The organism is Luteitalea sp. TBR-22, from assembly GCF_016865485.1.
Classification (GTDB): domain Bacteria; phylum Acidobacteriota; class Vicinamibacteria; order Vicinamibacterales; family Vicinamibacteraceae; genus Luteitalea.
Genome location: NZ_AP024452.1, coordinates 4228136 through 4243638, shown reverse-complemented (window position 1 = coordinate 4243638; position 15503 = coordinate 4228136). Strand labels below are relative to the sequence as shown.

The following is a 15503-nucleotide window of genomic DNA, read 5'->3' as shown; positions in this document are numbered from 1 at the left end:
GGGCGTGGCTGGGGGCCGATCAGCGCGCCGGGGACACGCGGATGGGCGGCAGGCCAGCGGCGATTGCGGCCCGATCCGCCTCCTGCCATGACGGCAGCCGGAGCGACGTGCCGAGGGCGTCGAGGGGCTCGTCCCACGTGAAGCCCGGGTCGACCGTGGCCACCTCGATCAGCACGCCTCCGGGTTCCCGGAAGTAGATCGATCGGAAGTACTGCCGGTCCCTGACCGGCGTCACCTCGACGCCGAGGAGCACGAGCGCCTCGCGCAGGGCGGCCTGCTCGTCCTCGCTCCCGATGGCGAGCGCCACGTGGTGCACGGTGCCGATGCCGTTGATCCCGCGCGGCACGCCCCCACCGCTCCGCACCTCGAGACGCGCGCCCGGGCCGCCGCGGCCCACGTCCACCACCGCCGCGTCGCCGTCACCGTGATGCACGGTGCACCCGAGGACCTCGTGCAGGAAGTCCAGCGTCGGTCCTGCGTCGTGCACGTGCAGGGCGACCGAGTGCAGGCCCCGGATCGCCTGTTCCTCACCGACGCCGCCGTTGGTCCACGGCGCGCGCTCGTCCTGCTCGCTGCCCACCAGTTCCATCACCAGGCCGGACGGGTCGTGCAGGCGCAGGCGCGGCGCATCGTCGGGGCGCGCGTCCGTGGCGAGCAGCGCGACACCGGCCGCCGCGAGTCGGTCCTGCCACCATGGCAGCGAGGCGACCGGCACCGAGAAGGCCGTCGACACCACCTGCCCCGCGCCGATGGTCCCGACCCGCACGCCCTGGCCGTGATAGGGGAACGTGGTCCAGATGGTGCCGGGCGCGCCGCGCCGGTCGCCGTAATAGAAGTGGAAGACCCGGTGGTTGTCGAAATTGACCGTCTGCTTGACCAGCCGCAGCCCCAGGACGCCGAGGCAGAAGTCGAGGTCCGGCTGCGCCTGGTCGACGGTCGCCGTCACGTGATGCAGGCCGAGCAATCCAGGAATCATCGCGCGTCCACCTTCGGGCGATCGCGGCGGGTGGCGAGCTCGCGGGCGATGCCGTACACCGTCTGCGAGATGCGTCGCAGCTTCGGGAAGTCGATCTCGTCGATCTCGTCGTCGAGCCCGTGGTAGTCCTCGTGCACGCCCGTGAAGAAGAACGCGATCGGGATGCCGTGCTTGGCGTACTGGTAGTGGTCGCTGCGCTGGTAGATGTTGGCCGGGTCGTTCGGCGCGTCGAGCGTGTAGTCGAGGCGCAAGCCGTGGTACCCGGCGTTGACGCGTTCGACGAGGCTCCCGAGCTCGGTCGACAACCGCTTCGAGCCCACGACGTACACGCTGTCGAGCTCGGTGAGCGCCAGGGGGTTGCTGGCGCGCGGCGATCCGATGGGCCGCCCGCGGCCGATCATGTCGATGTTCAGTTGCGCGACGACGCGGTCGAGCGGGATGGTGGGGTGTTCGGTGAAGTAGCGCGAGCCCCAGAGGCCCGACTCCTCGCCCGTGTGCCACACGAAGAGCAGCGAGCGCTTCGGGCGCGGCCTGGTGGTGGCGAATGCCTCGGCGATGGCGAGCAGGCCCACCGTTCCCGACCCGTCATCGTCGGCGCCGTTGTAGATGGTGTCGCCTGCGGCGTCGGGCCTGGGCGCCGTGCCCAGGTGGTCGTAGTGCGCACCCAGCGCGACGTACTCACCGGCGAGCGCCGGGTCGCTGCCTTCGAGCACCGCGACGACGTTGTTGGTGGTCAGGGCCTCGTCGGTGGTCGGCACATCGAGTCGCACGGTGACGCCGCTCAACACGAACGGCTCGGCCGGTTCTCGACGCAGCGCGCGCTGGAAGGCCTCCTGGGCGCCGACCTTCTGGCCGGAGAACAGGAGGCCGACGCCGCTGGCCGACAGGGTTGCCGACGGCAGCAGCCGCGTGTCCTTCGTGAAGGCGTCCACCGAGACCGACCCGCCGGAGTGGCGGGCGTCGCGCGTGTCGGCCCAGCGGGCCAGCGTCGCGTAGTCGGGCAGGTAGAGCACGCCGACGGCGCCACGGGCCCGCGCGGCGGCCTCCGGCAGGGCCCAATCCTCGCCTTGCGGGCCTTTCAGGTCGCCACGGGCGAAGCCGGAGGGCAGGCCCATGTGCGTGACGACGATCTTGCCGGTGACGTCGACGCCCTTGTAGGGATCCACGCCGCGCGACTTGATCACCGAGCCGTTGCCCACGTACACCACGCCTGCTTCGACCGCGCCGGGTGCGCTGCCCGGCAGGAAGTCGTCGCCGTACGCGAGCGTCTTCGATCCGACGGCCAGCACGGTCTTGTCGAGCCGCACCGTCCGCCGCGTGAGGGCAATGGCCTGCAGGTACGAGCCGGCGTCGCCGGCCGGCTTCAGCCCGAGGCGCGTGAGCTGCGCGACGAGATAGGCTGCGGCGGCGTCGAGCCCGCGCGACGGCGCCTTGCGGCCCTCGAGGGCGTCCGAGGCGATGAAGCCGAGGTGGGCGCGCAACCCCAGGTCGGTGATGGCGTCGGCCCCGGCGGGGCCCTTCGGCGGCTTCGGCGCCCGGGGCGAGGCCTGGGTGGTCCTGGCCGGCTGCGGCGCGGTCTGGGCAGGCAGCCGGGAGTCGGCGACCGTGGCCACGAGGACCAGTGTCGCAAGCGGCAGCAGGCGGGCGGAGCGAGACACGCACCGATTGTATCGGGGAGCGTGCCGCAGGCGTCGTAGACTGTGGCCGGCCGCGCCTCGCAGGGCGCCCCCCTCACTCGTGCGCATCGCCGTCATCGGATCGGGCATCTCCGGCCTCGGGGCCGCCTACGTGCTGTCCCGCCAGCACCACGTCACGTTGTTCGAGCGTGAGCCACGGCTCGGCGGTCACGCCCACACGCACGCCATCCCCGGACCCGGCGGGCTCGTGCCGCTGGACACCGGCTTCCTGGTGTTCAACGAGCGGACGTACCCGAACTTCATCGAGCTCCTGCGGCAACTGGGCGTCGGCTCGCACGCCACCGACATGTGCTTCGGGGTGCGGTGCCGTCGGTGCGGGCTCGAGTACGCCAGTCAGTCGATCTCGTCGCTGGTGGCGCAGCGCTGGCGGGTCCTCGATCCCCGGCACATGCGGATGCTCGTCGAGATCGTGCGGTACTTCCGCGCGTCGCGGCGGCTGCTGCAGTCGGCCGAGGGATACGACCTGACGCTGGGCGGGTTCCTGCACCGGGAAGGCTTCTCGCGGCACCTGACGCAGCACTTCGTCCTGCCCATGGGCGGCGCAATCTGGTCGGCCTCGTTCGCCGACATGATGGAGGCGCCGGCCCGGACGATCCTGCAGTTCTACGAGAACCACGGGCTGCTGGCCGCGTCGGGGGCGCCGCCGTGGCGCACGGTGACCGGCGGCAGCCGGGCGTACGTCGAGGCGATCGCCGCCCGCGTGTCGGGGCCCATCCATGTGGCCACCCCGGTGCAGCGAATCGTGCGGCTGCCGGCGGGCGTCGAAGTGGAAACCGGTATGGGCACGACGGAGCGCTTCGACCGCGTCATCATCGCGACGCACGCCGACACGGCGCTGGCCCTGCTGGCCGATGCGTCGCCGGCCGAGCAGGAGGCGCTGGGCGCCTTCAGGTACTCGACCAACCGGACGATCCTGCACACCGATGCGTCCGTCCTGCCGCGGACGCGCCGCGCCTGGGCTTCGTGGAACTGCGACATCCACGACTGCCGCGACGCCACGGCCCCGGTCTCGCTCACCTACCACCTGAACCGGCTGCAGGGCGTGCCGGGCGACACGCAGTACTGCGTCACCCTGAACCCGCGCGAGCAGCCGCGGGGCGAGATCCTCGCGGCGATGGACTACACGCACCCGGTGCTCGACCGCTCGGCGGTGACCGCGCAGGCCAGGGTCGAGGCGATCAACGGGGAGCGGCACACCTTCTTTTGCGGGGCCCACCTGCGCTACGGCTTCCACGAGGACGGCCTGGTGTCGGCGCTCCGCGTCACCGAGCGGTTCGGGGCGCGGCTGTGACGCGGCCGATCGGCTGGTTGTACCGCGGGCGTGTCTGGCACGCCCGCTCGGCGCCCCGCCACGCCTTCGAGTACGGCACCTACATGCACCTGTTCGACCTCGACGAGGTCGGGCGGATCAATGGCACGCACCGGTTGCTCGGATACAACCGCCGGCGGCTGGTCGGCCTGCACGATGCCGATCACCTCGACGGCCGGCCGCTGCGGGCGGCCATCGAGCACGCGCTGGTGTCGCGCGGCCACGCCTGGCCCGGCGGCCGGGTCCTGCTGCTCACCCACTGCCGGGTGGCCGGGTACGTGTTCAATCCGGTCAGCTTCTTCTACTGCTTCGACCCGGACGGCCGTCTCGCGACGGTGGTGGCCGAGGTGAACAACACGTATGGCGAGCGCCACGTGTACGTGCTGCCGTCGGAGGCCCCGACGCACAAGAAGGAGTTCCACGTGTCGCCGTTCTTCGGCCTCGACGGCACGTACCGGTTCGCCCTCGAGGCGCCCGGCGAAGACCTGACAGTCGGCATCGACCTGACGGTAGGGGAGGATCGACGCTTCGAGGCGAGACTTGCGCTGCGCCGGAAGCGTCTCACCGATGGCGCCCTGGCCGGGCTGCTGGCCCGCCAACCGCTGGTCACCGCGCAGGTGATTGCCGCCATCCACTGGGAGGCCCTGCGCCTCTGGTGGAAGGGCGTGCCGTTCCGCGACAAGCCGGCGTACGCGCCGGACGCCGCGCGCCAGACGCAGCCCTGACGCGCAGACCTGGAGACGCTTCCGCGTGAGTGAACACTTCGACGGCGAGAGCCGGTTCGGTTCCTTCGATGCCGCCCTGACGGTCCCGGAGGCGCGACTGCGCCGGACGTCCTCGCCCGGCCTGATCGGGCGCCTGGCCAAGGCCCGCCTCATCGCCGCCCTGCCGGCGCTGGCGGTCGGTCGCCTCACGGTCCACCTGCCCGACGGCACGGTCCACGGCGGCGGCGACCCTGGCTCGTCGCTTCACGCGACCCTCTGGATCGACGACGAGGCGTTCTTCGACGCGTTCGCGTCGCGGGGCGACATCGGCGTGGGCGAGTCGTGGATGGCCGGGCATTTCCGCACCGACGACCTCGTGGCGCTGCTCGAGATCGGCATCCGCAACGAGGCGGCGCTGCCGCAGGTCACCTGGCTCACGCGGCTGCTGAACCTGGGCAACGACCTGCAGCATCGCCTGCGGCCGAACACGCGGGCGGGCAGCCGGCGCAACATCCACGCCCACTACGACCTGAGCAACGCGCTGTTCTCGCTGTTCCTCGATCCGGCGATGGTCTACTCCTCGGCCTACTACGAACGCGCCGACGACACCCTCGCGCAGGCCCAGCAGCGGAAGTTCCGCCGCCTCGCCGAGGCGGTCGGCCTGCGCGCCGGCGCGCACGTCCTCGAGATCGGCTGCGGGTGGGGCGGCTTTGCCATCTTCGCGGCCCGGACCTACGGCTGCCGGGTGACGGGCATCACCGTGTCGGAGGAGCAGTTCGAGCTCGCGACCGCCCGCGTGCGCGAGGCCGGCCTGCAGGATCTGGTCGACATCCGCTTCTGCGACTACCGGGACGTGGCGGGGCAGTACTCGCACATCGTCTCGATCGAGATGCTCGAGGCGGTCGGCCGCGAGCACTGGTCGACGTTCTTCGAGGTGTGCCACGCCCGGCTCGCCCCCGGCGGCGCGCTCGCCATCCAGACGATCGGCATGCCCGATCACCGTTTCGAGGTGTACGCGCGACACGCCGACTGGATCCAGAAGTACATCTTCCCGGGCGGCATGCTGCCGAGCCTCGGCGCGATGATCGAGGCCGCCTCCGGCACCACGCCCCTCACGCTGCGCTGGGTCGACGACATCGCCCCCCACTACGCGCGGACCCTGCGCGAGTGGCGCGCCCGGTTCCTCGATCGCCTCGACGAGGTCCACGCGCTCGGCTTCGACGACCGCTTCGTGCGGATGTGGGAGTACTACCTGGCCTCGTGCGAGGCGATGTTCAAGACGCGCCAGATCAGCACGCTGCAGCTGGTGATGGCCCGCGCCGGCGAATAGATCCGTGGCAATTTAAAATTTGACATCTGAAATTCGAGCCGGCCGGGCTTCGCCCTGGCCGCTCGAGACATCCCGAGGGGCGGCGGCGGAGCCGCGCCCCGCGAGAATTTCAAATGTCGAATTTCAAATTGCCGGCATCACCACGTCGGCCACCAGCGGCAGGTGGTCGCTGGCCACCAGCGTCAGCTTGTTGCGCGGCAAGGACACCTTCTCCACGGTGAGGCCGCCGGCCACGTAGATGTGATCGAGGTGGAACATCGGCAGCACGCCGGGATAGGTGCGGCGGCGGCGCAGGTGGTGCGTCAGGTCGACGCCCTCGAGCAGCTCGCCGAGCGTCCTCGACGTGAGCCCCTTGACCCACTCGTTGAAGTCGCCGAGCAGCACCTTCGGCCCGGGCACGTCGCGGTCGGCGACGAACTCGGCCAGCCGTGGCGCCTGCTTGCGTCGCTCGAACACCGCGGTGCCGAGGTGCACGTTGAACACGTGGAGTCGGTGCCCGTGCACGTCGACGTCGACGCGGACGCAGGCCCGCGGCTCGCGCTTGGCGCACGACAGGTCGCAGCGATGCGTCGCCTCGATCGGGAAGCGGCTGAGGACGACGTTGCCGTAGGCCTTGCCTCGCAACAACCGCACCGAGTCCATCACCCAGCCCATTCCCAGCCGCGCGCCCAGCGCCGCCGCCTGGCCCTCCTCCTCGGCGCCATGCCCCACCACTTCCTGCAGCGCGATGACGTCGGCATCGAGGCTCGCCAGCACGTCGGCGATGCGGTCGACGCGCGTACGGCCGTCCATGCCGCGGCACTTGTGGATGTTGTAGGTCGCCAGCCGCAGGTGGCGGGAGGACGGAGCGCGAGAGTGGCCGTGGTGTGTCATGATCGCGCCCCGGGGCGTGGGTCAAGCCTACGCAACCCGCGTATCGAAAGGGAAGGTCATGGGTCGTCTCGCGTCCGAACTCACCGTCCAGTGCCCGTGCTGCCGCGCCGAGCTCGTCGTGGACGTGAACCTCAAGCGCGTGGTCTCGCACAAGGAAGCCCGCACCGGGCCGGTGCGAGAGATCGACGACGCGCATCGCCTGCTGGCCGAGGAAGCGGCGGCCCGCGAGCGGCTCTTCGAGCAGTCGTTCCAGGCCGAGAAGAACCGCGGCGACGACCTCGACCGACGGTTCCGTGAGGCGCTGGAGCAGGCCAAGAAAGAACCCATCACCCGCCCCGAGCGCGCCTTCGACCTGGACTAGACGGATCGCGAATCGCGGGTCGCGTCTCGGCCGAACTCGGAGGTAGGGCGGGGTGTCTCACCCCGCCGTTAGTCCTCACGGCGCGGTCGGAGACCGCGCCCTACCCAGGAAAGTCGCTTCGCGAGGCGCACCGAGGCCGCGAAGCTCGACGGCAGCGGGTGCCAGCGCTCCTGCCCATCGTAGTAGAGCGGCTTGAAGCCCGGGTGCGCGGCCATGAACGCGTGGTAGCGGGCCCGCAGCCGCGCGATGCGGGCATCCGAGGTGCGAAGCCGACGATGGGGCAGGTCGATCAGCGCCTGCTCGACGTGCCAGAGGTTGCGCGTCGAGCACCGCCAGTCGTACCGTCCCAGCGAGCGCAGGTCGAACAGCCCGTAGCCGGTGATCCGGCCCGTCGCGTCGACGTAGGGCTCCACGTAGCTGGCCGCGAGGTCGCGCAGCGTGCGGAACACCGGCCGCCGGCCATGCAGGCCCGGGTCGCGCGAGCGCGCGATGCTGCCCCAGCCGGTGGCGGTGCGATACACGAAGATCACGTGATCGAGCTTGTCCTCCGACTCGAGGCTCATCACCAGCGGTGGCCAGCCGTGCGCCTCGAGGATGACGGCCGCGCTGAGCGCCGCTTCCATGCAGTGCGCGGTGCCGAGCGCGACGACGGTGCGGAACGACCGCTGGGTGTCGCCGTCGGGCTCGCTGTTGTAGGGCAGGGCATTCAGCCACCGCTGGACCTGCAGCGGCGTCCGCAGGCGGGCAATCAGGTGCCGCTCGCGCGGCGTGAATCGACAGGGCGGCATCAGGAACGGACGAGCAGATGATCCACGTCGGCACCTCCGGCTACAACTACCCCGAGTGGAAGGGGCGCTTCTATCCCGAGAAGATGGCGGCCTCGGCCATGCTGCCGTACTACGCGGGCGTCTTCGACACGGTCGAAATCAACTACACGTTCTACCGCATGCCGACGGCGGCCCTGGTCGAAGGGTGGGCGGCGCAGGTGCCCGAAGGCTTCACGTTCACGCTCAAGGCGCCCAAGCGCATCACCCACGACCGACGGTTGCAGGACGTGGCCGACCCGCTCCGCGCGTTCTGCACCGCGGCCGGCGCGCTCGGCCCGCGCCTCGGGTGCGTGCTCGTGCAACTCGGCCCGACCTTCAAGTGCGACCTGCCGCGCCTGCAGGCCTTCATCTCCGAGCTGCCCCCGGCGCTGCGCGTCGCCTTCGAGTTCCGCCATGCCTCGTGGTGGACCGACGAGGTCTACGACGTGCTCCGCGCCCGCAACCTCGCGCTCTGCCTCGCCGACAGTCCCGAGCGCCACACGCCCCTGGTGCGCACGGCCGACTACGGCTACCTGCGCCTGCGCGACGAGGGCTACGGCGAGGAGGACCTCGCGCGCTGGGCGGGCTGGGTGGGCGAGCAACAGGACGCCTGGCGAGAGACCTACGTCTACTTCAAGCACGAGGACGAGGGGAAGGGGCCGGAGTTCGCGTCGATGTTCAAGGACAAGCTGGCAACGCCACACAGGTAGGGCGCGGTCTCCGACCGCGCCGTTGGCAGACGGCGACGTGGGACACGCCGCCCTACCTCTGTTGGCCTCACGGCATCGCAGCATTCACGCCGTAATCGCATGGTGCTTTGCCCATGCGACCACGGCGTGCTCCGCCCAGTAGCCGTCGTGCGCGGGGTCGGGCTCGCTCACGAACCCGCAGTGCCCGCCATCGTCGGTGATCACGACGTGCAGGTGCGGGTTGCTGCGGACCTCAGGCCGCCTGAACTGGTCCGGCGGCACGAAGGGGTCGTTGGCGGCCGTCAGGATCAGGGCCGGCACGCGGATGCGATCGACGACGCGCAGGCTGGAGGCCTCGTGGTAGTAGCGGGTCGCGGTCCCGAAGCCGTTCATCGGGGCCGTGTACGCGTCGTCGAACCCGCGGATGGTCCACACGCCCCGTAGCTTCCGCAGGTCGTAGCGGTCGGGGAACAGGGCGGCCTTCCGCTTCATGCGCGCTCGCAGGTTGCGCATGAAGTTGAGTTGATAGAAGACGTTGGACGGCTTCTCGATGGCGTCGATGCACGCCGCCAGGTCGAGCGTCGGCGAGACGGCGCACACGGCCTTGAGCTGCGGGGGCGCGTCGGCCCCGAGATCGCCCGCGAGCTTCAGCGTCAGGTTGCCGCCCAGCGAATAGCCGGCAATCACCACGGCCGGCACCCGTTCGTGCTCGATCATGTGGCGCAGCAGGAACAGCGGATCGTGCGTCAGGCCCGAGTGGTAGAGCCCCTGTGACAAGGCCTCGGTCCCGCCGCAGTTGCGCTGGTTGAGGCGCACCACGCTGAACCCCCTCGTCCAGGCCTTCTCGGCGATGCCCCGCATGTAGTGCGCAAGGCTGGAGCCCTCGAGTCCGTGCAGCAGGAGCAATGCCGGCGCCTCGTCGCGCCTGGGCTGCCAGTTGCAGTGCGCCAGCACGCGCGCATCCGTGTCGGTGTCGAAGAAGCAGGCCTCCGGCTCCGGCAGCGCGGGCAGGGCACGCGCGCGCGCCCAGGCGTAGACGGTCATGCGGTGACCACCCGACCACCGGCGGGAGGGGATGTAGGGGGAGAAGGGCAACGAGGTCAAGGGACGAGGGAGAAGGGACAAGTCACAAGGGGAACACGGGACCAGCGACGAGCGTGCAAGGGACGAGGGACAAGGACCCGGAGCCTCCAGCTCAGCCCCCAGCTTCGCGCTCCCAGCCCCCTTCTTACCGTAAACGATAGACGCGGAATCGGCCGTCGCGGTGCAGTTCGGGCAGCGGCAGGTCGCGGTCGATGACCAGGACGTCGAGGTCGTACCGGGTGGCCAGCGCCCGGGCCTTGTCGGCGTCGAGCGACCCGATGTCGCCGATCGCCTCGAGGCGCTCCTGCACCCGGACGGCCACCTCCCGATCGTACATGGCGAGGGCCGCGTCCTTCACACCCTCCACGAACACGTCCCGCCTGGCGGTGAGGCGCACGCTGTGGCCGAACTTCCAGTCGTGGTCGGGATCGGTGAGCACCTGTGTGTCGGCCGGCGTGTGCTCGGCAATCCACTGGCCCACGCGCACCCAGTCGGAGTCCTCGAGGCCGCGCTGCACGAACGCGCGCTCGGGATGCTGCACCTGCGTGATGTAGAGGCCACGCGCCGCCGCAATGGCGAGAAGAAGCAGGGCCACGATGCGCGGTCGCCAGGTCCGCGCGGGGCTCTCATCCGCGGGGCCGGGCGTGCTGCCCGCCTCCGCGAGCGCCCAGACCAGCAGCAGCACCGCGAACATGTCGATCACCCAGAACACGCGCGACGTCTGCATCTGCACCGCCAGCGCCACCCGCGCCGCAATCAGCGGCAGCGAGGCCAGGAACAACGCAGCCAGTGCCGCAACGCCCCCCGCCATGCCGGCCTCCCAGCGTTGGGCGATGCCGCGGGTCGTGCGCCACCGCCAGGCGAGCAGCACCACCGCCACGGTGCCGAGGTTGGCCAGCCACGCGTCGGCGCCCCAGGCGTCGGGGAACACGTAGTCCTTCGATGCGAACGGCGTGACCCAGGCGGGGTCCATCACCCGTAGCCGCTCGCCGAGTGGCGTGCCCAGCAGGACGGCACCCGCCACCAGGACGGCGCAGGCCGCCGCCAGACCGAGGTCGCGACGCCAGGTCGGCCGCGCCATGAGGCTGGCCACCGCCAGCCACACGGCCCACCAGAGGCCGGTCGTGGGATGCAGCACCAGCGCAACGGCCACCAGGCCCCACGACGTGACGACCCGTCCCGAGGCCAGCGCCGCCGCCGCCCACGCGCCCGCCGCGAAGGCCAGCCCGCGCGGGTGGTAGTAGCCCTCGAACGTGTTCGCGCCCGTGTCGGTGATGCGGTGCCGCAGCGTCACCGCCGCGCAGCAGGCCGCTGCCGTCCACGGGCTGTGCGCGAGGCGACGGCCGATCACCCACACGGCACCGAAGAGCAGCGCCAGGCCGGCCAGGTGCCCGGCCAGCATCAGCGGCTCCAGCGGCACGCCGCGCGTCAGCAGCCACGCCGTGATCTCGTCGCTGACCATCAGGCGGCCCTGCGCCTGCAGCAGGGCGGCATCGCGCGGATACAGCGTGGGGTCGCCGGCAAGGAAGATCGACGGCAGGTAGAACGCCTGGTCCGAGACGCCGAAGCGATACCCGGCGGCGTTGCCGATCGCCAGGACCACCAGCAGCGCCAGCCCGGCGGCGCCGGCGAGAACCCGCTGGGCGGCCTTCACGAGGCCAGGTCCGGCGGCAGCAGGCGCCGATCGGCGGAGTCGCCGTAGATGGGCGGCACCGCGATCCCGCACTCGCGGAGGTAGACGCACAACTGGCCGCGGTGGTGCACCAGGTGCCGCACGACGAAGCGCGAGAGCGCCTCGACCCGCGGCATCGTCTCGATCACGATGCCGTCGCGCAGCAGCGTCCAGTCGGCCACCAGCGCGGGCTCGTCGAGGCCGTCGAGGACCTCGCGCGCCCGCGCGATCGCGGCGTCGTGCGCCTCGACGATGGCGGTGCTCGACGCGGGCACGTCGGGGCCCGGCCCTCCGGCGCCCATGTCGTAGCTCGCCGTCCGCACGATGGCTGCCGTCCAGGAGGGGATGGTGGCCACGTGCATCGCCAGACGCCCCAGCGAGAAGGAGGCCGGGTGGGGCCGCCAGTCGAGCGGGGCGCCGTGCACGGCGTCGAGCACCAGGCGCGACAGCGCCACCTCAGCGTCGAGTTGCAGGCGGAGCAGGCGGCCGATCATGGCGCAAGCCTCCGAGAAGGGAACCGAGGCTGCCGGGGACGACGCGGCCGAGTTCGAGCCAGGCGCCGAGCAGGCGTCGATCGCGGCTGGCGGGATCGACCTCGGCGGGCACGAAGCCGTCCGACGTGGTGATGCGCAATTGACTGGACCGTCCTTGCTGTCCGGGGCGCGCCGGCGGGGCGTCGATGAACGTGCGCACGACCTGCCCGGGCGGCAGATCCCAGGAGGTCGTCGTCGCGCCCCACTGCGCCGTGACCGTCACCTGCCTGGCGCCAGCGCGGAGGTCGAACGTGCGCACCGCGTCGTCGGGGAACACGAGCGTGAGCATCACCGTGGACTTGCCGCGCAACCAGATGCCGGCGGGCTCGGGCCAGGCGTCCTCACCGTGGACGAGCACCGCCAGGCCGGCTTGCGTTGCGCTGCCGAGCACCGCGGGGGTCTGCGGCCGCGCGCTTGCGTCGACGATGCGTTGCGGCGTGAGGCGGAGGCGGGGCGAGGCCGCCGTGATCGGCGCCGACGCCTTGAAGCCGACGAACCCGATGTCCACCGGCAGCGAGAACGTGCGCGCCCACACGCCCGGCGGCACGACCGACACCGTCCACGTCTCGAGCGGCGGACTCACCCGACCGGCGTGTACTGCGAGCGCGCCGTCCACGCTCGAGGGCGCTCCTGCGGGCTGGGCACCCTGTGCCGATCCGTCCGGAACGACGCCGGGCGGAAACACCAGATCGACGCCGTACGTCCCTGCCGGCAGCGACAGGCGACGACCGAACAGCTGCGTCGCGCGATCCTCGCGCCGGTCCCCCGCGGCGTGCACGACGATGGGGAAGAGCTCCGGCACGACTGCGGGGTCGATGCGCGTCAGCGGATCGTAACGGATGGCCAGGGGGCGCCGGCTGGCGTCGTACTCGTCGAGCAGGCGGACGCGGGCGCGTTCCTCCAGCGACGGCGGCGGCGTGCTCGCTGCCCCGTGGAGTGTCGCGAACGCCGACGCGACGCCCACCATGATCACGACCTGCCACACGGCCAGCAGGTGATCACGTCCGGGGCGCTCGGGCTGGAAGCGTCGGCCCGAGAACACCACGCCCCGCAGCAGCGCGAGCCCGCCCCACAGCGCGACGAGCGTCCACGCCTGTGCCGGGGACTGCCGCAGGAACGTCGGCAGCAGCGTCCACACGGGCGTCGATGGCGCCAGGTACTCGAGCACCTGCGACGACCCGTCGCGGCCGGCCACGAGCAGCAGGCCACTCTGGGCGACGGCGAGCAGCACCGTGAGCGCGCCACCGACACACAACAGCACGCGCTGCAACGCGCGCCGCACGTTCTCGCCCTCGCAGGCCTGCCACTGCGCGGCCACCGGCAGCAGCAACAGCGGCAGCGCCGACACCAGCGGCCGTCCGACGATCGCGCTACCGCCCCACCAGATGTGGAACGCGCCGACCACGGCGAGCAGGCCTGCGAACACCGCCACGACCTCGACGGCCAGGCGTCGTCGGGCGCCGCCGGCACGCCACAGCACCCACAAGCCGGGGATCACCGTCAGCAGCGCCGGCGCGAAGGCGACGATGCCGTACTCCTGGTCGAAGAGCAGGCCGGGGCCGCCGCTCGGAAGGTAGGCCAGCTTCGTCTCGCGCTGCGACCCGTACGGCGCCGACGGCGACCACGTTCCCCAGATCAGCTTGAAGAAGAGGAACCAGCCCGAGAGGAGCACCACGTTGGGCACCACGATGGCCACGGTGCGCCAGAACGCTCGTGTCCGCTCGGCGGCCTCGCGCGGCCACGGCAGCCAGGCGCGCAACAGCGTGAGCAGGCCGAGGACGGCGCCCATCACCACGTATTTCGTGCTGAACCACGGTAGCGTGCCGATCGCCGCGCCCGCCGCCCACCAGCGCCAGGCGGGCAGCGCCGGCAGGTTCGCGTCCGGCCCCGCCTCGGCCCGCCAACCCGACGTCCACGCGAAGGCGAGGGCCACGGCGCACGCAGCGGGGATCTCGGGGTACACGGCGAACGTGTTGAAGATCCACGGCGGGCCGAGCGCGAGCACCGCCCAGCCGAACGTCGCGGCCGACGCCGAGCCGGTGACGGCCCACGCCAGCCGCCAGGCCGCCGTCATCGCGATCGCGCCGAGCAGCAGGAAGGCCCACACCACGAGGTCGTAGCCGCCCATCGCGTAGAACGGGGTCATCAGCACCGGCATGCCGATCGGGTGGATCGAGTAGATCTGCCGGTCGACGCCGCGCGTGAGGTAGTGGGGCGTGAGCGTGCGGTGGAAGTATTCCTGGTAGTCGCCCCGCTTGTGGTTGTTCTCGATCAGCAGGTCGCCGTCGCGCCAGAGGCTCTGCGCGATCACCAGATAGTGCGGTTCGTCGCCGCCCGGGAACAGCGGCGTGCGGGTGAAGCGCTCCGCGAGCACGGCCGACGAGGCCAGGCTCGCGAGGAGGATGGCCGTCGTCCACCGACGACGCCGCGCGCGTGCCTCACCGGCGCTCGCGGGCGGCGAAGGGACAGTCGTCAGGCGCCTTTCGAGAGCGGCGGCCCACACGGCCAGGGCGCCGAGGATGCCCCAGGCGAGCAGGGCGCCGGGGCCCGCGAGCAGCATCAGGCCGGGCGCCAGGTCTGGCACCCATGGCAGGTAGGGCAGCACGAGCAGTCCGGCTGCCGCGAGCACGACGAGCGATGCATGCGGCCAGTCGAAGCCGCGTGGCGGGGCAGGGTCGCGCGTGCCGCGCGACCGGGCCAGCGCATCGAGGAGGACGAAGACCACGGCCCCGACGGCCACGCACCCGAGCAGCGTGCCGGCCGCGGGGAGCATGGCGACGCGCACCGCCCCCGAAGGCGCCTGGATGCGGTCGATGGAACCGAGGGTGGCCCAGAGGCCCAGACCGGCCGCCGCCCCGGAGGCAGCGGCCGTCAGGGAACGCGAGATCATTTCGCCGAAAAGTCTACCTTGGGCACCTCGCGTGCGGACGCGGGCGCCTCGAAGTACTTCCACTCGTCGAAGCCGAAGATCTTCGCGGTGATGTTTGACGGGAAGCGGCGCCGCAGCTGGTTGTAGGCCGTGACCTTCTCGTTGTAGCGGCCGCGCGCCACGGCGATGCGGTTCTCGGTGCCCGAGAGCTCGTCCATCAAGCGCATGAAGTTCTCGTTGGACTTCAGCTGCGGGTAGTTCTCGACGACCACCAGCAGGCGGGCGAGGGCCGAGCTCTGCTCGTTGGCGGCATCCATCGTCTCGCTCGGCGTCTTGGCGCCGGCAAGGCGCTCGCGCGAAGCGGCGATGCGGTCGAGGATGGCCTTCTCCTGCGCGGCGAAGCCCTTCACCGTGCTCACGAGGTTGGGGATGAGGTCGTTGCGTCGCTGCAACTGGTTCTCCACCTCCGACCACGAGCCCTTGATGGACTCCTGCTGGCTGGTGAAGGAGTTGTACGAGCAGCCCGTCAGCGAGAACAGGGCCAGGACCAGCAGCGTGTGCTGCCAGAAGGTGCGTCGATTCATCGTGTCCCTCGAAATCT

14 protein-coding genes are annotated in these 15503 nt (G+C 71.3%); 5 read left to right on the top strand and 9 right to left on the bottom strand.

Going from position 1 to position 15503, the window contains the following annotated elements; genetic code table 11:
• Positions 1-19: 19 nt before the first annotated feature.
• Positions 20-976, bottom strand: coding sequence for a VOC family protein (locus TBR22_RS17810; RefSeq protein ID WP_239489195.1), 957 nt, complete (start codon positions 974-976; stop codon positions 20-22).
• On the bottom strand, positions 973-2634 hold the full coding sequence (locus TBR22_RS17805; RefSeq protein ID WP_239489194.1) for a M20/M25/M40 family metallo-hydrolase: 1662 nt from the start codon (positions 2632-2634) through the stop codon (positions 973-975). Before TBR22_RS17805 ends, TBR22_RS17810 begins: the two co-directional genes overlap by 4 nt.
• 79 nt (positions 2635-2713) lie before the next feature.
• Between TBR22_RS17805 and TBR22_RS17800 the strand changes: the two genes are divergently transcribed.
• From TBR22_RS17800 to TBR22_RS17790, 3 genes are read left to right on the top strand one after another with little or no spacing between them, the layout of a single operon-like run.
• On the top strand, positions 2714-3964 hold the full coding sequence (locus TBR22_RS17800; protein WP_239489193.1) for an NAD(P)/FAD-dependent oxidoreductase: 1251 nt from the start codon (positions 2714-2716) through the stop codon (positions 3962-3964).
• Complete coding sequence (locus tag TBR22_RS17795) at positions 3961-4707, top strand: DUF1365 domain-containing protein (RefSeq protein WP_239489192.1); 747 nt, start codon at positions 3961-3963, stop codon at positions 4705-4707. Before TBR22_RS17800 ends, TBR22_RS17795 begins: the two co-directional genes overlap by 4 nt.
• 25 nt (positions 4708-4732) lie before the next feature.
• Positions 4733-6016 (top strand): cyclopropane-fatty-acyl-phospholipid synthase family protein, encoded by a 1284-nt coding sequence (locus TBR22_RS17790; RefSeq protein WP_239489191.1) that lies wholly within the window; start codon positions 4733-4735, stop codon positions 6014-6016.
• Positions 6017-6139: 123 nt separating this feature from the next.
• Here TBR22_RS17790 and TBR22_RS17785 read toward each other — a convergent pair whose 3' ends face one another.
• Positions 6140-6889: an endonuclease/exonuclease/phosphatase family protein gene (locus TBR22_RS17785; protein WP_239489190.1), complete on the bottom strand. Its 750-nt coding sequence runs from the start codon at positions 6887-6889 to the stop codon at positions 6140-6142.
• A 58-nt stretch (positions 6890-6947) separates the two neighbouring features.
• On the opposite strand from TBR22_RS17785, the gene TBR22_RS17780 reads away from it, so the two are divergent.
• Positions 6948-7250, top strand: coding sequence for a hypothetical protein (locus TBR22_RS17780; RefSeq protein ID WP_239489189.1), 303 nt, complete (start codon positions 6948-6950; stop codon positions 7248-7250).
• 68 nt (positions 7251-7318) lie between these two features.
• Here TBR22_RS17780 and TBR22_RS17775 read toward each other — a convergent pair whose 3' ends face one another.
• Complete coding sequence (locus tag TBR22_RS17775) at positions 7319-8038, bottom strand: hypothetical protein (protein ID WP_239489188.1); 720 nt, start codon at positions 8036-8038, stop codon at positions 7319-7321.
• A gap of 17 nt (positions 8039-8055) precedes the next feature.
• Here TBR22_RS17775 and TBR22_RS17770 point away from each other — a divergent pair, with 17 nt between their 5' ends.
• On the top strand, positions 8056-8766 hold the full coding sequence (locus tag TBR22_RS17770; protein ID WP_239489187.1) for a DUF72 domain-containing protein: 711 nt from the start codon (positions 8056-8058) through the stop codon (positions 8764-8766).
• A gap of 84 nt (positions 8767-8850) precedes the next feature.
• On the opposite strand, the gene TBR22_RS17765 is transcribed toward TBR22_RS17770, so the two are convergent.
• From TBR22_RS17765 to TBR22_RS17745, 5 genes are all read right to left on the bottom strand, one after another.
• Positions 8851-9789, bottom strand: coding sequence for a YheT family hydrolase (locus tag TBR22_RS17765; protein ID WP_239489186.1), 939 nt, complete (start codon positions 9787-9789; stop codon positions 8851-8853).
• 184 nt (positions 9790-9973) lie between these two features.
• Positions 9974-11482, bottom strand: coding sequence for a hypothetical protein (locus TBR22_RS17760; RefSeq protein WP_239489185.1), 1509 nt, complete (start codon positions 11480-11482; stop codon positions 9974-9976).
• Positions 11479-11994: a DinB family protein gene (locus tag TBR22_RS17755; RefSeq protein ID WP_239489184.1), complete on the bottom strand. Its 516-nt coding sequence runs from the start codon at positions 11992-11994 to the stop codon at positions 11479-11481. Before TBR22_RS17755 ends, TBR22_RS17760 begins: the two co-directional genes overlap by 4 nt.
• The gene (locus TBR22_RS17750) at positions 11957-14923 is read right to left on the bottom strand and encodes a hypothetical protein (RefSeq protein WP_239489183.1); all 2967 of its coding nucleotides are present in this window, start codon (positions 14921-14923) and stop codon (positions 11957-11959) included. The genes TBR22_RS17755 and TBR22_RS17750 overlap by 38 nt, the downstream gene beginning before the upstream one ends.
• Positions 14920-15486, bottom strand: a complete 567-nt coding sequence (locus TBR22_RS17745; RefSeq protein ID WP_239489182.1) for a LemA family protein — start codon at positions 15484-15486, stop codon at positions 14920-14922. Before TBR22_RS17745 ends, TBR22_RS17750 begins: the two co-directional genes overlap by 4 nt.
• Positions 15487-15503 lie beyond the last annotated feature (17 nt).